This is a genomic window from Gordonia sp. SID5947, from assembly GCF_009862785.1.
Taxonomy (GTDB): Bacteria; Actinomycetota; Actinomycetes; order Mycobacteriales; family Mycobacteriaceae; genus Gordonia.
Genome location: NZ_WWHU01000001.1, coordinates 421,730 through 438,611, shown reverse-complemented (window position 1 = coordinate 438,611; position 16,882 = coordinate 421,730). Strand labels below are relative to the sequence as shown.

General features: G+C 68.1%; 16 protein-coding genes, 2 pseudogenes and 1 riboswitch. Of the genes and pseudogenes, 4 read left to right on the top strand and 14 right to left on the bottom strand.

Translation table 11 applies throughout. The annotated features are described in order from the left end of the window. Positions 1-49 precede the first annotated feature (49 nt). The gene (locus tag GTV32_RS02130) at positions 50-532 is read right to left on the bottom strand and encodes a polyadenylate-specific 3'-exoribonuclease AS (protein WP_161058746.1); all 483 of its coding nucleotides are present in this window, start codon (positions 530-532) and stop codon (positions 50-52) included. 45 nt (positions 533-577) lie between these two features. Here GTV32_RS02130 and GTV32_RS02125 point away from each other — a divergent pair, with 45 nt between their 5' ends. Then, on the top strand, positions 578-1,930 hold the full coding sequence (locus tag GTV32_RS02125; protein WP_161062286.1) for a glycosyltransferase 87 family protein: 1,353 nt from the start codon (positions 578-580) through the stop codon (positions 1,928-1,930). A gap of 42 nt (positions 1,931-1,972) precedes the next feature. On the opposite strand, the gene GTV32_RS02120 is transcribed toward GTV32_RS02125, so the two are convergent. From GTV32_RS02120 to GTV32_RS02095, 6 genes are all read right to left on the bottom strand, one after another. Next, complete coding sequence (locus tag GTV32_RS02120) at positions 1,973-2,683, bottom strand: lysophospholipid acyltransferase family protein (RefSeq protein ID WP_161058745.1); 711 nt, start codon at positions 2,681-2,683, stop codon at positions 1,973-1,975. A gap of 71 nt (positions 2,684-2,754) precedes the next feature. Then, positions 2,755-3,732 carry an ROK family protein gene (locus GTV32_RS02115; RefSeq protein ID WP_161058744.1) on the bottom strand — a complete coding sequence of 326 codons (978 nt, stop codon included), beginning with the start codon at positions 3,730-3,732 and terminating at the stop codon, positions 2,755-2,757. Then, on the bottom strand, positions 3,732-4,148 hold the full coding sequence (locus GTV32_RS02110) for a hypothetical protein (RefSeq protein ID WP_161058743.1): 417 nt from the start codon (positions 4,146-4,148) through the stop codon (positions 3,732-3,734). Before GTV32_RS02110 ends, GTV32_RS02115 begins: the two co-directional genes overlap by 1 nt. A 79-nt stretch (positions 4,149-4,227) precedes the next feature. Continuing rightward, positions 4,228-5,436, bottom strand: coding sequence for an ArsA-related P-loop ATPase (locus GTV32_RS02105; RefSeq protein ID WP_161058742.1), 1,209 nt, complete (start codon positions 5,434-5,436; stop codon positions 4,228-4,230). Positions 5,437-5,456: 20 nt separating this feature from the next. Next, on the bottom strand, positions 5,457-5,894 hold the full coding sequence (locus GTV32_RS02100; protein WP_161058741.1) for an SRPBCC family protein: 438 nt from the start codon (positions 5,892-5,894) through the stop codon (positions 5,457-5,459). After that, positions 5,894-6,322, bottom strand: a complete 429-nt coding sequence (locus GTV32_RS02095; RefSeq protein WP_161058740.1) for a hypothetical protein — start codon at positions 6,320-6,322, stop codon at positions 5,894-5,896. The genes GTV32_RS02100 and GTV32_RS02095 overlap by 1 nt, the downstream gene beginning before the upstream one ends. Positions 6,323-6,440: 118 nt before the next feature. On the opposite strand from GTV32_RS02095, the gene GTV32_RS02090 reads away from it, so the two are divergent. Beyond that, positions 6,441-8,243: a long-chain fatty acid--CoA ligase gene (locus tag GTV32_RS02090; RefSeq protein ID WP_161058739.1), complete on the top strand. Its 1,803-nt coding sequence runs from the start codon at positions 6,441-6,443 to the stop codon at positions 8,241-8,243. A 9-nt stretch (positions 8,244-8,252) separates the two neighbouring features. On the opposite strand, the gene GTV32_RS02085 is transcribed toward GTV32_RS02090, so the two are convergent. The 6 genes and pseudogenes from GTV32_RS02085 to GTV32_RS02065 form a co-directional block, all read right to left on the bottom strand. Then, entirely contained in the window at positions 8,253-9,371 is a 1,119-nt protein-coding gene (locus tag GTV32_RS02085; RefSeq protein WP_161058738.1) for a glycosyltransferase family 4 protein, read from the bottom strand. Then, a complete protein-coding gene (locus tag GTV32_RS23975) occupies positions 9,371-9,793 on the bottom strand; it encodes a hypothetical protein (protein WP_343287185.1) in 423 nt (140 codons plus the stop codon). The genes GTV32_RS02085 and GTV32_RS23975 overlap by 1 nt, the downstream gene beginning before the upstream one ends. After that, a complete protein-coding gene (locus GTV32_RS02080) occupies positions 9,775-10,887 on the bottom strand; it encodes a hypothetical protein (protein ID WP_343287184.1) in 1,113 nt (370 codons plus the stop codon). The genes GTV32_RS23975 and GTV32_RS02080 overlap by 19 nt, the downstream gene beginning before the upstream one ends. Before the next feature lie 27 nt (positions 10,888-10,914). Next, a pseudogene (locus GTV32_RS02075) lies at positions 10,915-11,954 on the bottom strand (C40 family peptidase). A 184-nt stretch (positions 11,955-12,138) separates the two neighbouring features. Continuing rightward, entirely contained in the window at positions 12,139-12,855 is a 717-nt protein-coding gene (locus tag GTV32_RS02070; RefSeq protein ID WP_161058737.1) for a C40 family peptidase, read from the bottom strand. Between the two features lie 14 nt (positions 12,856-12,869). After that, positions 12,870-13,050: riboswitch (cyclic di-AMP (ydaO/yuaA leader) on the bottom strand. A gap of 108 nt (positions 13,051-13,158) precedes the next feature. Then, positions 13,159-13,443 (bottom strand): hypothetical protein, encoded by a 285-nt coding sequence (locus GTV32_RS02065; protein ID WP_161058736.1) that lies wholly within the window; start codon positions 13,441-13,443, stop codon positions 13,159-13,161. Between the two features lie 188 nt (positions 13,444-13,631). Between GTV32_RS02065 and GTV32_RS02060 the strand changes: the two genes are divergently transcribed. Together GTV32_RS02060 and GTV32_RS02055 are read left to right on the top strand one after the other, a co-directional pair. Continuing rightward, the gene (locus tag GTV32_RS02060; RefSeq protein WP_343287183.1) at positions 13,632-15,389 is read left to right on the top strand and encodes a DEDD exonuclease domain-containing protein; all 1,758 of its coding nucleotides are present in this window, start codon (positions 13,632-13,634) and stop codon (positions 15,387-15,389) included. Between the two features lie 118 nt (positions 15,390-15,507). Next, positions 15,508-15,785 (top strand): annotated as a pseudogene (locus tag GTV32_RS02055) (Lrp/AsnC ligand binding domain-containing protein). A 1-nt stretch (position 15,786) separates the two neighbouring features. Here GTV32_RS02055 and trpD read toward each other — a convergent pair. Further along, complete coding sequence (gene trpD / locus GTV32_RS02050; protein WP_343287182.1) at positions 15,787-16,875, bottom strand: anthranilate phosphoribosyltransferase; 1,089 nt, start codon at positions 16,873-16,875, stop codon at positions 15,787-15,789. Positions 16,876-16,882: the final 7 nt, after the last annotated feature.

Below are 16,882 nucleotides of genomic sequence, written 5' to 3'. Positions count from 1 at the left end.
ATGAGGTGCGCGGGGAGCACGACAGCGGACGGGTCGGACCCTCGGCGGATCAGGCTCGCGATTTCTCGATCGCCTGCCACCGCCGCCAGTTGTGCCGGGCATCGGTCAGCGCGTCGTGAGCGTCTCGCGGCGACGGCGGGAGCGCCGGCCGGCCCGCGGCCTCCCAGTGCTGTCGCAGCTCTCGCGTGAACCGCGGTATCGGCCGTGGCAGCGCCGTCATCGGGCCCCACAGCTGACACAGCACCACATGGTCGTAGGCACCCACCCACGCCCACAACTCGACGTCCGCACCGTCGGCGGTCAGGAACGCGAGCAACTCGTCGCGGATCTGTCGACGGCTGCGCCAATAGGGCGAAGCCGGGGACGGTAGCTTGGGCAATACGTTGGTCCGAACCCAGTCGCCGGCCCGGCCGGGGTCGAACTCGGTGGACACCGCGTAGAATTCACGTCCGTCCTCGGCGACGACACCTATCGAGATGAGCTCGATGGTGGTGCCGTCCTCGATAAACTCCGAGTCGTAGAAGAACCGCATACCCACCAGTATTCACACCACGTGGAGCAGAGAACCGCCGAGACCATGACTTACCTGTCCGCGGCCGACAGCCGGCTGCACCGATGGGCGCCGTCGAGCGCCGCACGCACCGCCGTCGCCGCGGTGTTCATCGCGTCGGTCACCCTGCAGATCGTCGGGATCCCGTTCACGTCGAGTTTCGGCACCCGCACCCGCATCGACCTGGACGTCTACCGTCTCGGCGGCCAGATCTGGCAACACGGACAGAGCCTCTACGCCGACGGATCCATGCCGTTCACCAGCGACGGAATCTGGTTGCCGTTCACCTATCCCCCGTTCGCCGCGCTCGGCTTCATGCCACTCGGCGCCATCGGCCTCGGTCTGGCCGGACTGCTGATCTCGCTGATCACCGTCGCGCTGACGGTGGTGATCCTGCACATCGTGCTGAGCATGCTGTCGGTGGGCAATCCGGGAAACAGATGGTGGATCGCCCTGTTGCTCGGCGCCGGGGTGGTCTGGCTCAACCCATTGTGGATGACCCTCGGATTCGGACAGATCAACATCATCCTGATGGCGATGATCATCGTCGACATCTTCGTCGTCGGCCGCGCCCGTGCCGCGGCCACCGGCCCGTTCCGCGGTCTCCTGACCGGGATCGCATCCGCGATCAAGTTGACCCCGTTGGTCTTCGTCGCCGTCTATCTGCTGACGCGCCAGTGGCGGGCGGCCGTCGTCACGGTCGGCACCTTCGTCGGTGCCGGGGCGCTCGCGTGGATATGGCTTCCCGCGGATTCGCACGGCTATTGGACGCACACGCTCTTCCACACCACTCGCATCGGCGACCCCGCGGGCCGGATCAACCAGAACCTCAACGCGATGTGGATTCGCCTCATCCCGCAATCGGAATCGGCCGAGCAACTGATGTGGGTCATCAGTTCGCTGGTGGTGACCGTGCTGGCACTCGTCGCGGCGCGAGCATGTCGACCGATCGCGGCCTTCGAGGCATGTCGCCGTCCCGATGGCGGAGACGCCTCGGCACGGGTCGCGGCAGTCATGACGGTGTCGGTCGTCGCGCTGTGGGGTCTGCTCGTGTCGCCGACCTCGTGGGCCCATCACTGGGTCTGGGCGATCCCGACCATCCTGACCGCCACCGTGGTGGCGTCCCGCGACACCGACCGACGTGTCCGATTCGGATACGGCGCGGTGGCCGCAACAGGACTCGCGATCTTCGCGCTCGGCCCGTTCCAGTTCTTGTCGCCCGCGGTCCGTCAGTGGTCGGTCGTCGACCACCTGATCGGTAATTCGTACACGCTGTGGGGCCTGGCCGTCCTACTCGTGGTGTGGTTGTTCCCGCCGCAGATCACCGGCGAGGGCACCGCCCATGCACGACCACAGCTCGCGGACGCACACATCAGCTGAGCCTCCCGCGGGGCCGTCGCACCACGACGGGCGCGCGCCGGGTCAGGCCGCCGATGCCGGGATGGACTCCTGCGGCTTCGGCTTGGCGTCCTTGAGCGAGGCCGCGTAGATGTCGACGTACTGCTGTCCGGTCAGCTGCATCAGCTCGTACATGATCTCGTCGGTGATCGCGCGCTCGATGAAGCGGTTTCCCTGCATCCCGTCGTACCGCGCGAAATTCAGCGGCTTACCGATCTTGACGACGACGCGCGCCGGACGCGGGATGATCGACCCGGGCGGGTTGAGCTTCTCCGTGTTGATCATCGCGACCGGGATCACCGGCACGCCGGTGTCGAGCGCGACCCGCGCGAGGCCGGTCTTGCCCTTGTACAGCCGGCCGTCCGGGGATCGCGTGCCCTCCGGGTACATCCCCATCAGTTCGCCTGCCTCGAGCTGGCGGCGCGCCGCGGTCAACGCGCCCGCAGCGGCCTCGGCACCGGAACGGTCGATCGGGATCTGGCCGACGGCGGAGAAGAACCAGCGCTGGAACGCACCCTTCGGACCGGTGCCGGTGAAGTACTCGCTCTTCGCCAGGAAGTAGATCCGCCGCCGCACCATGAGCGGCAGATAGAAGCTGTCCATCACGGCCAGATGGTTACTGGCCAGGATTGCCGGACCGCGCGACGGGAGGTTCTCGAGTCCTTCGACCTTCGGCCGGCCGATGAGGCGGAGGAACGGTCCCAACAATACAAATTTGAAGGTGTAGTACCACATCGAAGACTCCGAATCTCGCCTATCGCCACCGCCTCAGACCTTACCCGCAGAAACGATACACATCCTCAGGTTCAGCTGCGTAGCGTCTCCCCGGCCTGCGCCCTGATTGCTTGTCGCGCAACTTCTGCCGCGCCCACCACGCCGGCACTCTCGCCGAGTTGGGTGCCGCGGATACGGGCGAGCTGTCGATGGCCGGCGCCGGTCACCAGCCGTGCATAGTGTTCGCGCGCCTCGTCGAGGAACAGGCCGGACGCCGCGCCGACACCGCCCGCGAGCACGATGAGATCCGGGTCGAAGATGTCCGCGATCATCGCGAGCCCCTGTCCCAGCGATGCGGCGAATTGGGCGAACGCCGCGATCGCGACCGCATCCCCATCCGCGGCAGCGCCCGCCACCCGACGCCCGGTCAGGGAGCCGGGATCGGCGGCCACGTCCGCGGCCAGCTGACTGCGCCCCCAATCGCCGTCGGCGAGCAACTCCAGCACGGTATCAACCAAAGCCGTACCGCTGCAGTATCTTTCCCAACATCCGAGCTTGCCGCACGAGCACACGCGACCGTTCGGGACCACTGTCAGATGTCCGAGTTCGGGCGCGACCCCGAAACTTCCGCGATAGATCTCGCCGTCGAGCAGCAGCCCCGCCCCGATCCCGGTACCGATGGCGAGCACCAGCGAATTCTTGCCGCGTGCCGCAGCCCCGAACCGCCACTCCGCCACCGCGGCGGCGTTCGCGTCGTGCTCGGCGACGACGGGGACACCGATCCGCGACGTCATGTCCTCGGCGACCGTGGCCTCCCGCCACGGCAGGTGCGGCGCGAATCGCACCACGCGGCGGTCGGGGGTGAGGAATCCCGCGATCGCCAGTCCGACAGCCTTCGCCGCCCACCTCGAGGTGAGTTCACCGACCAGGCGGTCGAGGCAGTGTTCGAGCGCGCTCGTCGTCGGCGGCGTGGCCGCGCGCAGGGTGTCCAGCATCGCGCCATGGTCGTCGACCACCGACGCGCGCACACTCGTGCCGCCGATGTCGATGCCGATCGTCAAGTCTCCCATCAGATCTCGCCCTCCGGCTCGGGCCGCCGCACATCGATGCGAACCGCGATCGGCTGGTAGTGCTGGGGCGCATCGGCGGTGGCCGCCGGCGACGATCGCACCGCGTCGGCCATCGCCTCGAGCACCGCGATCAGGGCGGCGAGCAGACGGGCCAGCAGATCTCCGAGTTCGGCGAGCAACGCGGTGATGTCACCGGCGAGATCGGCGAATGCGCCCGTGTCCGCGGACACCCCCGCCGTCGCTGCTGCGGCGTGCTGGCCGGTCGAGCGCTGTCCGGTCCCACCGAACAGTGCGGCGAGTTGATCGATCTGCGCCGCGACGCCGAGGAGGAAGTCCCGCACCGGGTCACCCGTGGCGCCACGGGCGTGGCCTGCGACGTTGTCGTCGCCGGGTCCGGTCGTGTCGTCCGAGGTCATGTGGGCAGCTCTCCTGTCCGGTCCGGCAGTAGTGTACGCGAGACGTCTGCCACGACGCTTCGCGGCGGACTGTCCGACGTCAGCGGCCCTGCGGCCACAATGCCGGATCCGGCATGAACCGGACCGTCAGCTCGGCACCGTCCCACATCGCGTCGACGACCACACAGCGCCGCAGAACCGAGGGTAGGCGCACCGGATGCCGGAATCCGCCGACCGTCACCAGCAGGTCGTCGCCGGAGCGTCCGAGCTGCAGACCGTCCGGATCGGGAAGTCGCTGACGCCAGGACAGTTCGTACACACGCGCGGTGCCCGACCCGCCGTCGGTCGCCTCCGTCACCTGGGCCGCGCCCGACCCGAACGGCCGGCCGTTCGGCACCGGTAGCCCGACGCCGAGTTTGCGCAGCCGCGCGGCACGGTCGATCGGGACGTCGAGACGGGGTAGTTCGGCGACCTCGACGTCGTCGCCCACCGCAGCGCGCAGACGGTCCACCCGGGCGCCGTCCTCCCCGGCCTCGTGACCGGCTCCGACCCCGTGGTTGATCATCACCGATCGCAACGCGAGTCCCATGACGTCGACCGTGGCCAGCAGGTGTGGGAGCGCATGTTCGCCGCGGTGATCCGCCCCGACGACAACGTGCATCGCGACCGCGTGGGGGTCGGTGACGAGCTCGGTGACGTCCACACAGTCCCGGTCGATCGCGTCGACGGCCGCGGTCAGCTGGGCCATCACCGGTCGCTCCGCCGCGGCGGCGAGCCGACGATGCCTGGGCCACAACCGATTCAGCGCCTGACTGAGCACCGACGCCGCCCTCAGGAATTCGAACGGATCGCCGAGACCGGACGCGTCGACCACGATTCGACGCCACTGACCGCTGACCGCTTCGTCGCGGATGCGGCGCAGGACCAGGAAGTCCTCCACGCCGGGGAGCGTAGAGAGTTCTCCGGCGTCGATGTCGGCAACCGAACCCACGCCCGGCAACGCCACCTTGGAGCGCGCGACCGTTTCGGTCAGGACCGCCGTGAACGTCGACCAGGTCCGCTCGAGGAGCACCAGGCGGTCGAGTGACAGCAGGTGCAGTCGCGCCGACACCGCGACGGGCTCGTCGGGCTGCCGGAACACCCCCAGCAGATCGGCCGTCGGCGAGCACCGGTCGACGGTGATCAGCAGGGTGTCTTGTTCCGGAACCGCGACGGATCGGGCACCACCGGACCGGTGGTGCCCGGACCGGCTCAGGGCTCCCGAGGCCGCGGTCACCGAGACCCCGGCGCCACCCGGCCCGATCACCACATGGATGGGCGTGAGATCGATCAGCCTTCGACCCTCTTCTTCAGATCGTTCAGTGCCGCCTCGGTGATCGCCTTCTCCGCGCGGCGCTTCAGCTGACCGATCATCGGCACCAACAGATCGACCATCAATTCGTATGTGACCTTCGTGGAGCCCGGGACCTGCTGCGCGAGAACGTAGCGGCCGCGCTGATCGCGCTGCAGATCACTGCTCACCAACCGCCACGAGACCGCACGTCCGTCGGTCTCCCACTCGTAGGACAGGACATAGGTGTCCTGCAGCACCCCGGCGTCGAGCACGAACCGCACCTCGCTGGGCCTACCGCCCGCGCCGTACTCGGTCACCTCCACCTCACGCGCGGCCGAGACCCAGTCGGGATAGTGCTCGAAATCGGCGATCACCGCCATGATGTCGTCGGCGTCGGCGTTGATGACGATGGAACGTTCGGTGTGTTCGGCCATCAGATCGCCACCCGGTCATCACCGATGGCCGGGCCGCCCACTGCGCGGCCGGACTCGAGACGATCCTTCACCTCGAACGACATCAGCTTGCCGGCTGCACGGCGTTCACGGTTCGCGTCGGCGAGGTACACGGCACGGGCCCGCCCCTCGGCCGGCAGATCGGCCGTGGGCTCCGCATGCAGGAAATAATGCAGCACGAAACCGTCCATCACCGGCTCGCACCAGATCTCCATGGTGCCTGCCAGCGGACCCTCCACACGCCATCGCACACCCTGCGCCCCCCGCTCCTCGGTCACGGTCAGGCGGAGGTCGGGCCACCACCGGCGCCAGTCGGCCCGGCTCCCGACCACCTCCGTCACCAACGACGGTGCGGCGGCGATGAAGGTCTCATCGGCCACCTGAATGCTCGTCACGTTCACTAGCTTCACATACTCGGCCGACGCCGGGACAGCGACCTCGCCAGACGAGGTCGGCGAACGTGCCCCCGGTCACGTCGGAGGCAGCGATACCATCGATGGCGAGAAGTTGCATGCGAAAGGTGCCTCGATGAGTGAGTTCAGCGTTCCCGCACGATTTTCTGTCCCCGAGAACGCCGACTGTACCGACATCATCTTCGGCATCGCCGAGCGAGAACCCGACAAAACGGTGTTCCGCCGCAAAGAAGGTGCCGACTGGGCACCGGTGCGCGCGGGCGATGTCGCGGCACAGATCACGGCCCTCGCCAAGGGGCTGATCGCCGAGGGCATCGCTCCCGGCGACCGCGTGGCGATCTTGTCGCGTACCCGCCCCGAATGGACCTTGATCGACTTCGCCATCTGGTCGGCCGGGGCGATTCCGGTACCGATCTACGATTCGTCATCGGGACCGCAGATCGATTGGATCATGCGGGACTCCGGTGCCACCGCGATCGTCCTGGAGGATGCCGGGCATCGCGCGATCTTCGACGGGATCGAGAACCTCGCGGATGTCAAGGTCTTCCAGATCGACGGAGCAGACGGCGAGACCGGTGCCATCGCCGCTCTCGAGGCCGCCGGCGCCGACATCCACGACGACGAGGTGACCAAGCGTCGCGCGACCGTCACCGCCGCCGACCCCGCCACCCTGATCTACACCTCGGGCACCACCGGCCGGCCCAAAGGCTGCATGCTCAGCCACAGCAATCTCCTCTCCGAGGTCTATGGCGTCCTCGAGGGCAACATGCGCACGTTGCTCGGTCCCGGCAAGCGGTTGCTCATGTTCCTCCCGATGGCACATGTGCTCGCGCGGGCCATCAACCTGGTCGCCATCGAGGCGGGCGTGGAGATCGGCTACACCAACGACATCCCGAATCTGGTGCCGGAGTTCGCGGTGTTCAAGCCGTCGCTGATCCTGTCCGTGCCCCGTGTGTTCGAGAAGGTCTACAACAGCGCCCGGCAGAAGGCCCACGACGAGGGCAAGGGACGCATCTTCGACGCGGCCGCCGACGCCGCCGTCGAATACTCCCAGGCGGTCGAGCGCGGCGACGCCGGTCTGCTCCTCAAGGCAAAGCACGCCGTGTTCGACAAGCTCGTCTACGGCAAGCTGCGCGCGGCGCTCGGCGGCGAGTGCGAACTCGCCATATCGGGCGGCGCACCGCTCGGTGCACGGCTCGGGCACTTTTTCTCGGGTATCGGTATCCCCGTCTACGAGGGGTACGGTCTCACCGAGACGACGGCCGCGTTCAGCGTGAACACACCCGGCCGGGTACGGGTCGGAACGGTGGGTAAACCGTTGGCCGGCAACAGCGTACGAATCGCCGACGACGGCGAGGTGATGCTGTCCGGCGGCGTGGTGTTCGGCGGTTACTGGCGCAATGCCGAGGCCACCGACACCGCGATCGAGGACGGCTGGTTCCACACCGGTGACCTCGGGAGCGTCGACGGCGACGGCTATCTCACGATCACCGGCCGGAAGAAGGAACTGATCGTGACCGCCGGGGGCAAGAACGTGTCCCCGGCCGGACTCGAAGACGTCATCCGGTCGAGTCCCCTCGTCTCGCAGGCGCTCGTCATCGGCGACGCGAAACCCTTCATCGCCGCACTGATCACGATCGATCCGGAGGCCTTCCCCGCATGGAAGGACCGCCACCACAAGCCCGCGTCGGCGAGCGTCGCAGATCTGGCAGGCGACGACGATCTGCGAGCCGAGGTCCAGGCCGCGGTCGACGACGCGAACAAGACCGTCTCGCACGCGGAGGCGATCAAGAAGTTCCGCATCCTGCCGGACGATTTCACCGAGGAGACCGGCGAGATGACCCCGACCCTGAAGGTGAAGCGCAACGTGGTGGTCCAGAAGTTCGCCGACGACATCGACGCGATCTACACGCGCTGAGGCACCAGCTCAGAGCAGCTGCCGCAGCCGGGCAGCGATCGACCGCCACTCCCACGTCTCCACGGCGTGCTCACGCCCCCGCGAGCCCATCTCGGATGCAGCGGCCGGATCCGCGAGGATTGCGGTGATCGCGAAGGCCACCGCGTCGACATCGGTGCCGTCGACGACGGTTCCGGTGACGCCCTCCACGACCGTCTCCGGCGCACCGCCCGATTGGCCGGCGACGACCGGGACCCCGGTGGCCGACGCCTCGAGATAGACGATGCCCAGCCCTTCGACATCGAGTCCACGGCCCCGGGTCCGCGCCGGCATCGCGAACACGTCCGCGATGTTGTGGTATGCGGGCAGGTCCGCCGACGACACCGAACCGGTGAACACCACGTGGTCGGTCATCCCGTACTGCGAGACCAGTTCGCGAAGGGTCTCCGCGTACGGTCCGCCACCCACGATCACCAGGGTCACGTCGCCGATCTCCCGCCGGATCAACGGCAGTGCGCGGATCAATGCATCCTGTCCCTTGCGCGGCACCAGCCTCGACAGGCAGAGCACCGTCGGACGGTCTCCGAGCCCGAGCTGTTCCCGAATCCGCCGCCGCGCCTGTGGATCCGGCGCGAACCGGCTGGTGTCGACCCCGGGTGGCAGATACTCGAGAGCCGCCCGTGCACCGAACGCCGAGGCGAACCGTCCCCGCGTGTAGCGACTCACGAAGGTGACGACATCGACATTCCGCCCGATGAACGACAGCACCTGACGCGCGAGCGGCAGCATGGACCACCCGACCTCGTGGCCATGGGTGCTCGCGATGACCCGGACGGCCCCGGCCCGTCGCATCGCGGGCGCGAGGACCGCCAACGGCGCAGCCGCGCCGAACCACACCGTCGAGATGCCGTGGGCCCGGATGATCTTCGCGGCCCGGCGGGCGACAAACGGCGTGGGCAGCATCAGGGTCGTGCGATGACGTAGCACCGTGTAGGGCACCGAGGCGTCGAACTCCTCATGGCCTCGCCACCGCGGTGCGTAGACGACCACCTCCTCAGGTGGCAGCAGATCGACCAGGTTCTGCAGGTACGACTGGATACCACCCGGGCGCGGTGGGAAATCGTTGGTGATCAACAGGGTTCGACGCATCAGCCGACCTGGTCGTTCAGCCATCGCTGCCATGAGGCGACGAACTCTGCGCGCGACATACCCAGGACACCACGGATCGCGACATCCTGGCGCTTCACGTCGTCGCTAGCAGCGACACCGAGGTAGAGCGCCTTGAGCTTGGCCTCCCCGAAACGCGCCGCGACGAAGGCGGCGACCGACCATGCGGCCTGGTACGCCACGCGCGCCTCGTCCGAGTCCACCGCAAAGTCCCGATCGGCCGGCAGCCCCGTGGGGCCGTCCCCGGCCCGGACGGCGGAAGCGAGGTCGGGCGCGGCATCCTCGAGGCGAACGTAGGTGTTCTTCCGTCCGACGTATTCGGGAACGCCCTCGGTGATCCACAACGGCGCACCCGGCGACGTCGCGACGCGCGCGGCCACATGGGTCAGCTCATGCCGCAGCACCACTCCCAGCGCGGGCTCCGCGATGTCGCGCGCGTTGGGGTGAGGATGATGCGCTGTCCGGCAGCCACATGTGCGCCGGTATCGATCCGGCTGAACACCGTCGCCGCCGCCGCACCCGCGATGTCGGTGGCCGTGCTCTGCGCCAGGTCGCTGAACTCCGCAGGCGTGCCTGTCGCCACCACCGCCGCCCGGCGCGGCCAGTCGGCGCCCCAGAAGTCGGTGACCGCGGCGGTCGCACCTGGGAGCAACCGGCGCACCCGGTCGACCACGGTCTCCGTGCCGGGATAGGAGGCGATCACAGACTCGCCGCCCGCGGTGGCGAGATCATCTGCCGCCACACCGGGTAGTTCCCACAGCTGGGTCGGCATGGCGGCCGCACCGATCGCCGCGGCATCACCGACGATCTTCCACTCGTCTCCGTAGCGCGCCATCACGAACTGAGTCGAGACCACCACCTCGGGCTCGTCGAGCCCTGGTTTCTGCGCACCGCCGAGCGCGTAGTGCAACTCCACCGGCGCGACCCACGAGTCCGAACTGCCCTGTGCGTCTAGGCGTGTCTGCAATTCGGGGGGAACCAGCGTCTCGGCCTCTTCGGTGGGCGCCAGGACATACCGAAGGGAGTTCAGCTGCAAGGCTTCTCCCCTCGCCGGCGGCGTCGAGGCGGACGACAGCGCCGCGGACGACGCGTCCGCTGCCGGCGAACCCGATGGCCGGGTCGACGACGCATCGCCGGCGGGCGGCGAGGCCGGAGCCGGGGTCTCGGACCGGAGGTCGGTGCCGGCCAGATTGGCGACCGATGTCTCGATGCGTGCACGGAAGTCGGAGGACGCCGAGGCGTCGACGAGATCGGTCACGCGGCTCCGGTCGCCGGCGAGCAGTCCCTCACCGAGCGCATCCAGGGTCGCCTGGGCCCCCGCCGCTCGCTGCTCTTCGTAGATGTTGGCCGGGGTGGTCGTCGTGCTGCCACCCGATCGAGATGTCGGGGCGGCATCCTGCCCGCATCCGCTCACCATCACGGCGACGAGGACCATCGACCCGGCGATGGTCAGAAGGCCTCGAGGCCGTCGCGACCGCGACCCGCCCGCGACCGTCATCCGGACGCGCCCTTCACGGCACGCCACTCAGTACCGGCGAGCCGAGCTGAATGGTCCTGCCTCGTCGATCGGCACGACCTTCACCGGCACACCGAATGTGGACGCGTGGATCACGTAGCCGTCGCCGACATACATGCCGACATGGTGTGCATCCGGGTAGTAGATGATCAGGTCTCCGGGGCGCAGATCACCACGGTCGACCGCCTGCCCGGAACCGCTCTGCGCCTCGCTGGAACGCGGCAGCGTCTTGCCCGCCTGCTCGTATGCCCACACCATGAGGCCCGAGCAGTCGAACGAGTCTGGTCCGGTGGCACCCCACACATACGGGTCGCCGATCCGGGTGAGCGCGGCCTGCACCGCGACCAGTGCGGCAGACGTGCCCTTCGGCACGAATCGCGGGTCGAAATCGAACTTCGGGCCGCGCAGCGCCGCGAGCTGCTTACCTGTCATGGACTCGTACACCGCGCGGATCTGCACGGCCTGCAATTGCAGATTCGCCTGCTTCGCCTGGAGCTCACCACGCGTCTTCTCGGCGGCGGCCACCGCAGCGGTCGCCTCGGTCGCGGTCTTGTCCGCGGAGGCCTTGGCAGCCAATGTCTTCCGGCGCGCGTCTTTGAGGCTCCGCAGGTCGGTGGCCGCTTGACGAGAGATCAGCTCCAGGCCCGACATCTGATCGAGCAACGACTGGGGGGAGTCACTGACGAGCACGGCGTACAGGCGGTTGACCCGGGCGCCCTTGTAGCTGGCGCGCACGATCGAATCGACCCGGCCCTGAAAACCCTCGAGACGCTTCTGTGTCACGACGAGCGTGCGGTCGGCGTCGGCCGACGCCTTCTTCGAGTCGGCCACGATGCGTCGCTGCTTGTCGTACTCCATCTGCGCGTTGTGCATCGCCTCCGCCGACTTCTCGGCGTCGTCGCTGAGTTTCTTGTATTGGCCGAGCAGCTGATCCGGGGAACGGACCGGCGCCGCCGAGGCATCCCCGCGCCCGTCGGCGAAGCGAGCTGTCCCGCGGACACCACCAGTGCCAACACCGCGGCCACGAGCAGTACGGATACCGCCCGCATCCGTGCGGTCCACAATCCGGAAACCACGGCTGTCACTTCTCCTCCACCACTGTCCCCCCGCTCACGTGACCTGCGACGGTCCGGAGCGGACCGGCCCTGCCAGGTCAGGTGATTGGTTTGGGCGGATCACGCATTCCACGTGATCCGCCCAAACGAGTTCACATACTCATCGGTGACCCGACGCTCAGTAGCGCCGGATGCCGGTGATCGACCAGTTGGAGACCTTGTCCTTCTTGACCGGCACACCGGCGGTCGAGGCATGGACAAAGGTTCCGTTGCCGACGTACATGCCTGCGTGGCCGCCACCGTTGAAGATCAGCACGTCGCCCGGCTTGGCCGCCGCGATGGACGACACCGGGGTGCCGCCACCGAGCTGTCCGTAGCTGTCGCGCGGGATGGTCTTGCCAGCCTGCTTGTACGAGTAGTAGACGAGTCCGGAGCAGTCGAACGCGTTGGGACCGGCCGACCCGTAGACATACGGAGCGCCGATCTTGCTCTCGGCGACCCGCACGGCCTTCTGCGCCGCCGTCGGCTGCGCACCCAGGATGCCGCCGCCGCCCTTGGGCTTGAACTGCTGCGGGATCTGGTTGTCGTTCAGACCGGGCACGGTGAAGGTACCCAGGTTCGGAACGGAGACGCTCGCTCCGGGCGACTCGGCCGCCGGGGTACTGGGAGCAGCCTTGGGCGCAGGTGCCGCCTTGTGCTCCTGGAATTGCTGGGGGACCTGCTTGGTATCGACCCCAGGAAGTTCGAATGTGCCGACATTGGGCACGTGTATCGGCGCTGCGAGCGCCGGTCCCGCGACAGCGGCGAGTGAGCCGACGGTGATCGACCCTGCAACCACCGCGCGCTTGGCTACCTTGGTGCCGCGGTTGGGCTGTTCCAAACGATGTTTCGCCACGAAGCGACTTCTCCTTGCTCTCCCTTCGACCGCCGACCGAGTTAGCTGTCGGGTTCGGGCCGGAAGAATGGCCCTACACACGTGTCTGGACGACGTCTACGACGTCGCCGGGCATGCGCGATTCACCCCGATTCGGATCGCTCCGAAAACTGATGGTTCCCCGGTTCGCCTGTGGCGATTGAGCGGTGACCGATCCAGACCACTCCTGTTGGAGCGGGACGCTCTGCAAAGGTCTCGGAAAGGTTACGAAATCCGATGCGGGTCTGTCCACCGACCCGTTCGGACCCGAATCACCGATTGCCGTCAGCCGGCGCGCAGGATCCGGAGCTGACGGCCCGAAACGCCGCCGCCATCTGCAGTTATCCCGTTTCTTGCAGATACTGCAGCGGCGCTGGAGGCCATTGCAGCGGCCTCGAAGACGCCGATCGCGGCGGTGATGTCGGCGTCTCCCGGCACCCCGGATCCCGTAACCTTCCCTCCACCTTCGGCGGTGGGGTTTTCGCAGTTGGGGGCGTCGAACAGCACCTGCATCATGCAGCCGTCACAAGCGACGGGACGGCCCGGGCAGGACTGGCAGTCGATGTACATGTGTGATCTCCATCTCAATCGCGTGCTCTGGGTATGTCGCCGGCCCGAATCGCCTGACTCGGCACCGTGCGTCACACGTGATGGAGACTAGGGACGGCCACCGACAGATCCGTGGCCGAAGCCGCCGTCCTCACCTTTCCCGCCTGTCACAACAGAAACTGTCGTACCGTCGAACTAGTGTTCGCTCCGTGGTGCTCAGGGGGCAGACGGACGGCGGACAACTCACCTTTGCCGACGTCGACGACGGCGAGGACGGCTTCCGTCCCGATCGTTCACTGTTCGACACCACGCTGGTCGTCGTCGACCTCGAGACAACGGGCGGCAGCCCGACCGATGACGGCATCACCGAGATCGGGGCGGTGAAGATCCGCGGCGGTGAGGTCATCGGCGAGTTCGCAACGCTGGTGGATCCGGGTCTGCCCATCCCACCGCAGATCGTGACGCTCACCGGCATCACCGAGGCGATGGTCGGCGACGCACCCATGATCGGCGCGGTGTTGCCCTCGTTCGTCGAGTTCGCGCGCGGATCGATCCTGGTGGCCCACAACGCGCGATTCGACATGGGATTCCTCCGGCACAACGCGGCACGCCTGGGAATCGAGTGGCCGTTCACCGCCAGCCTGTGCACGGTGACGATGGCCCGACGCATCCTGACGCGCGACGAGGCACCCACCGTCAGGTTGTCTGCTCTCGCCGACCTCTTCGACGTCTCCACGCGCCCCACCCACCGCGCGCTCGACGATGCGCGCGCCACGGTCGAGGTGTTCCATCGACTTCTCGAACGGGTGGGCAATCAGGGAGTCGACACCTATCGGGAACTGACGGCCTACCTGCCGCGCTCCGATCCCCGACTGCGTGCGAAACGCACCCTGGCGCGGGACCTGCCGTCGAGACCCGGTGTCTATCTGTTCCGCGGTCCATCGGACGAGGTGCTGTACGTGGGGACCGCCGTCGACCTCCGACGTCGCGTCCTGTCGTACTTCACCGGCGGCGACCCCCGCCGGCGGATCGGCGAGATGGTGAACCTGGCCACCCGGGTCGACCACGTCGAATGCTCCCACGCGCTCGAGGCCGGCGTGCGCGAGTTACGCCTCTTGGCCGCCCATGCGCCCGCCTACAACCGGCGATCCACTCAGCCGCACCGCGGGTGGTGGATCGTGCTGACGGGCGAACGCTTCCCCCGGCTGAAGGTCTCGCGCACCCCGACCGACGACTCCGTCGGCCCGATCGGCAACCGCACCACCGCGGCAACGATCGCCGACATGATCAGCCGGTCGGCCGGATTGCGTAGCTGTACGACGCGGTTGGGGTCGGCAACGCACCACTGGTGTCGATCCGAAGCCGTGGGCGGTCCCCGTATCGGAGGTTGCCACGCCGCGTCCGAACGCCCCCTGACCCTGCCCGACTATCTCCCGCGGGTCTCCTCGGTTCGTGATCTGATGACAGGCGATCGAGATCACCTGCTGACCGACCTCACCGACCGCCTGACCCGTCTGGCCGATGCCCAGATGTTCGAAAGCGCTGCGCGACAACGAGACCGGGTGTCCGCGACGGTCGACGCCCTGGCGCGATGCCAGCGACTCGCGGCGCTGTGCGCGATCACCGAACTCGTCGTCGCCCGGCCCGATCCCGATCGGGGTTGGGAGATCGCAGTGATCCGGCATGGACGACTGGCCAGCGCAGGCGTCGCGCGTCGCGGTGTCGCCCCGATGGCCGTCGTCGAGACGTTGACCGCCGCCGCCGAGACCGTTGTCGCGGCCGAGGGGCCGCTGCTCGGCGCCTCTCCCGAGGAAGCCGGGCTGCTCTATCGGTGGATCACCGAGCCCGGCGCCCGGATCGTCGCCACCACAGAGCCGTTCGCGCTGCCCGCGGCGAGCGCCGAGCGGTGGCTGCCGTGGTCGCAGACTGCCCACGCCGCCCGCGATGCGCCCCGCCGGGCAGGCTGACACAACGTGGGCCGACCGCCCCGCCGACCACGCCCCGTGCCACACCGGCACGAATCTGCGCACGGTCGGCGCGATTCTGCGCACGGTCGGCGGGGTCGGGAGCATTACGCTGGCACGCATGATCACCGCCATCGTCCTGATTCACGCCGACGTCCACCAGATCCCGGAGACCGCACAGGCCGTCGCGGACATCCCGGGTGTCTCCGAGGTCTACTCCTGCGCCGGCGACGTCGACCTGATCGCGAAGATCAAGGTGCGTGACCATGAGCAGATCGCCGACGTCGTCACCGGCAAGATCAACCGACTGCCGGGGTCACGCACAGTGCGACCCACATCGCGTTCCGCAGCTATTCCAGCTCCGATGTCGAGGGCGGTTTCTCCATCGGCGAGGAATGATCTAGTCGGCCGCTGCGGCCAGCTCCGTGGTGAGGCGACCCCACCGGTCGAGCAATCCCGTCGCCTCGCCACTGTCGATCACCGCCGCGGCCCGGTCGACGGCAGCGCCCATCGCGTCGGTCAGTTCGGCCGTCGTCATCGCCGAGTCCTGCTCGAACGCGACGATCGCGCCGGCCGCGTTCAGGAGCACGGCGTCACGCACCGGACCCCCCTTTCCGGCGAACAGCTCACGGGCGATCGTCGCGTTGGCGGTGGCGTCTCCCCCTTGTAGCTCGGAGAGTTGCACCCGCCCGATGCCCAGATCGGCCGGGTCGAGTGCTAGCCGATGTACCTCGCCGTCGACCACCTGCCACACCGTCGAGGTGGTGGTGGTGGTGAGTTCGTCGAGCCCGTCGTCGCCGCGCACGACGAGCACCGAACCGCCCCGGTCGGCAAAGGCCTGAGCCAGCACCGGCGCAAGATCGACGAAGGCACACCCGATCAGTCCGCGACGCGGCCGCGCCGGATTGGTGAGCGGGCCGAGCACGTTGAACACCGTCGGGATGCCGATCTGACTGCGCGGCGGCCCGGTGAACCGGAACGCGGGATGGAAGACCGGCGCAAAGCAGAATCCGATGCCGAGTTCGTCGACGCAGCGGGCCACGTCGGCCGCGCCCAGGGAGATGTTGATGCCGAGCGCCTCGAGGACGTCGGCGCCGCCGCTTTTCGACGATGCCGCCCGGTTCCCGTGTTTGACCACCGGAATCCCGGCCGCGGCGATGACGATCGACGTCATCGTCGAGATGTTGACGGTGTGCGAACGATCGCCCCCGGTGCCGACGACGTCGACCGCGGGACGCGCGACGTCGACGAGGGTGGCGTGATCGAGCATGGCGGCTGCCAGACCCCGCAGTTCGGCCGGGGCCGCACCCTTCATCTTGACGCCCACGCCGAACGCGGCGATCTGAGCGCCGGTGGCCGCGTCGCTCATGATCTCGTTCATCGCCCACGCCGCCTCATCGACGGTCAGGTCGATGCCATCGGTGACGCGGCCCAGGATCTGTGGCCAGGTGAGGGACGTCGACGCGGTGCGGGAAGGCTCTGTGCTCACGGTCCAA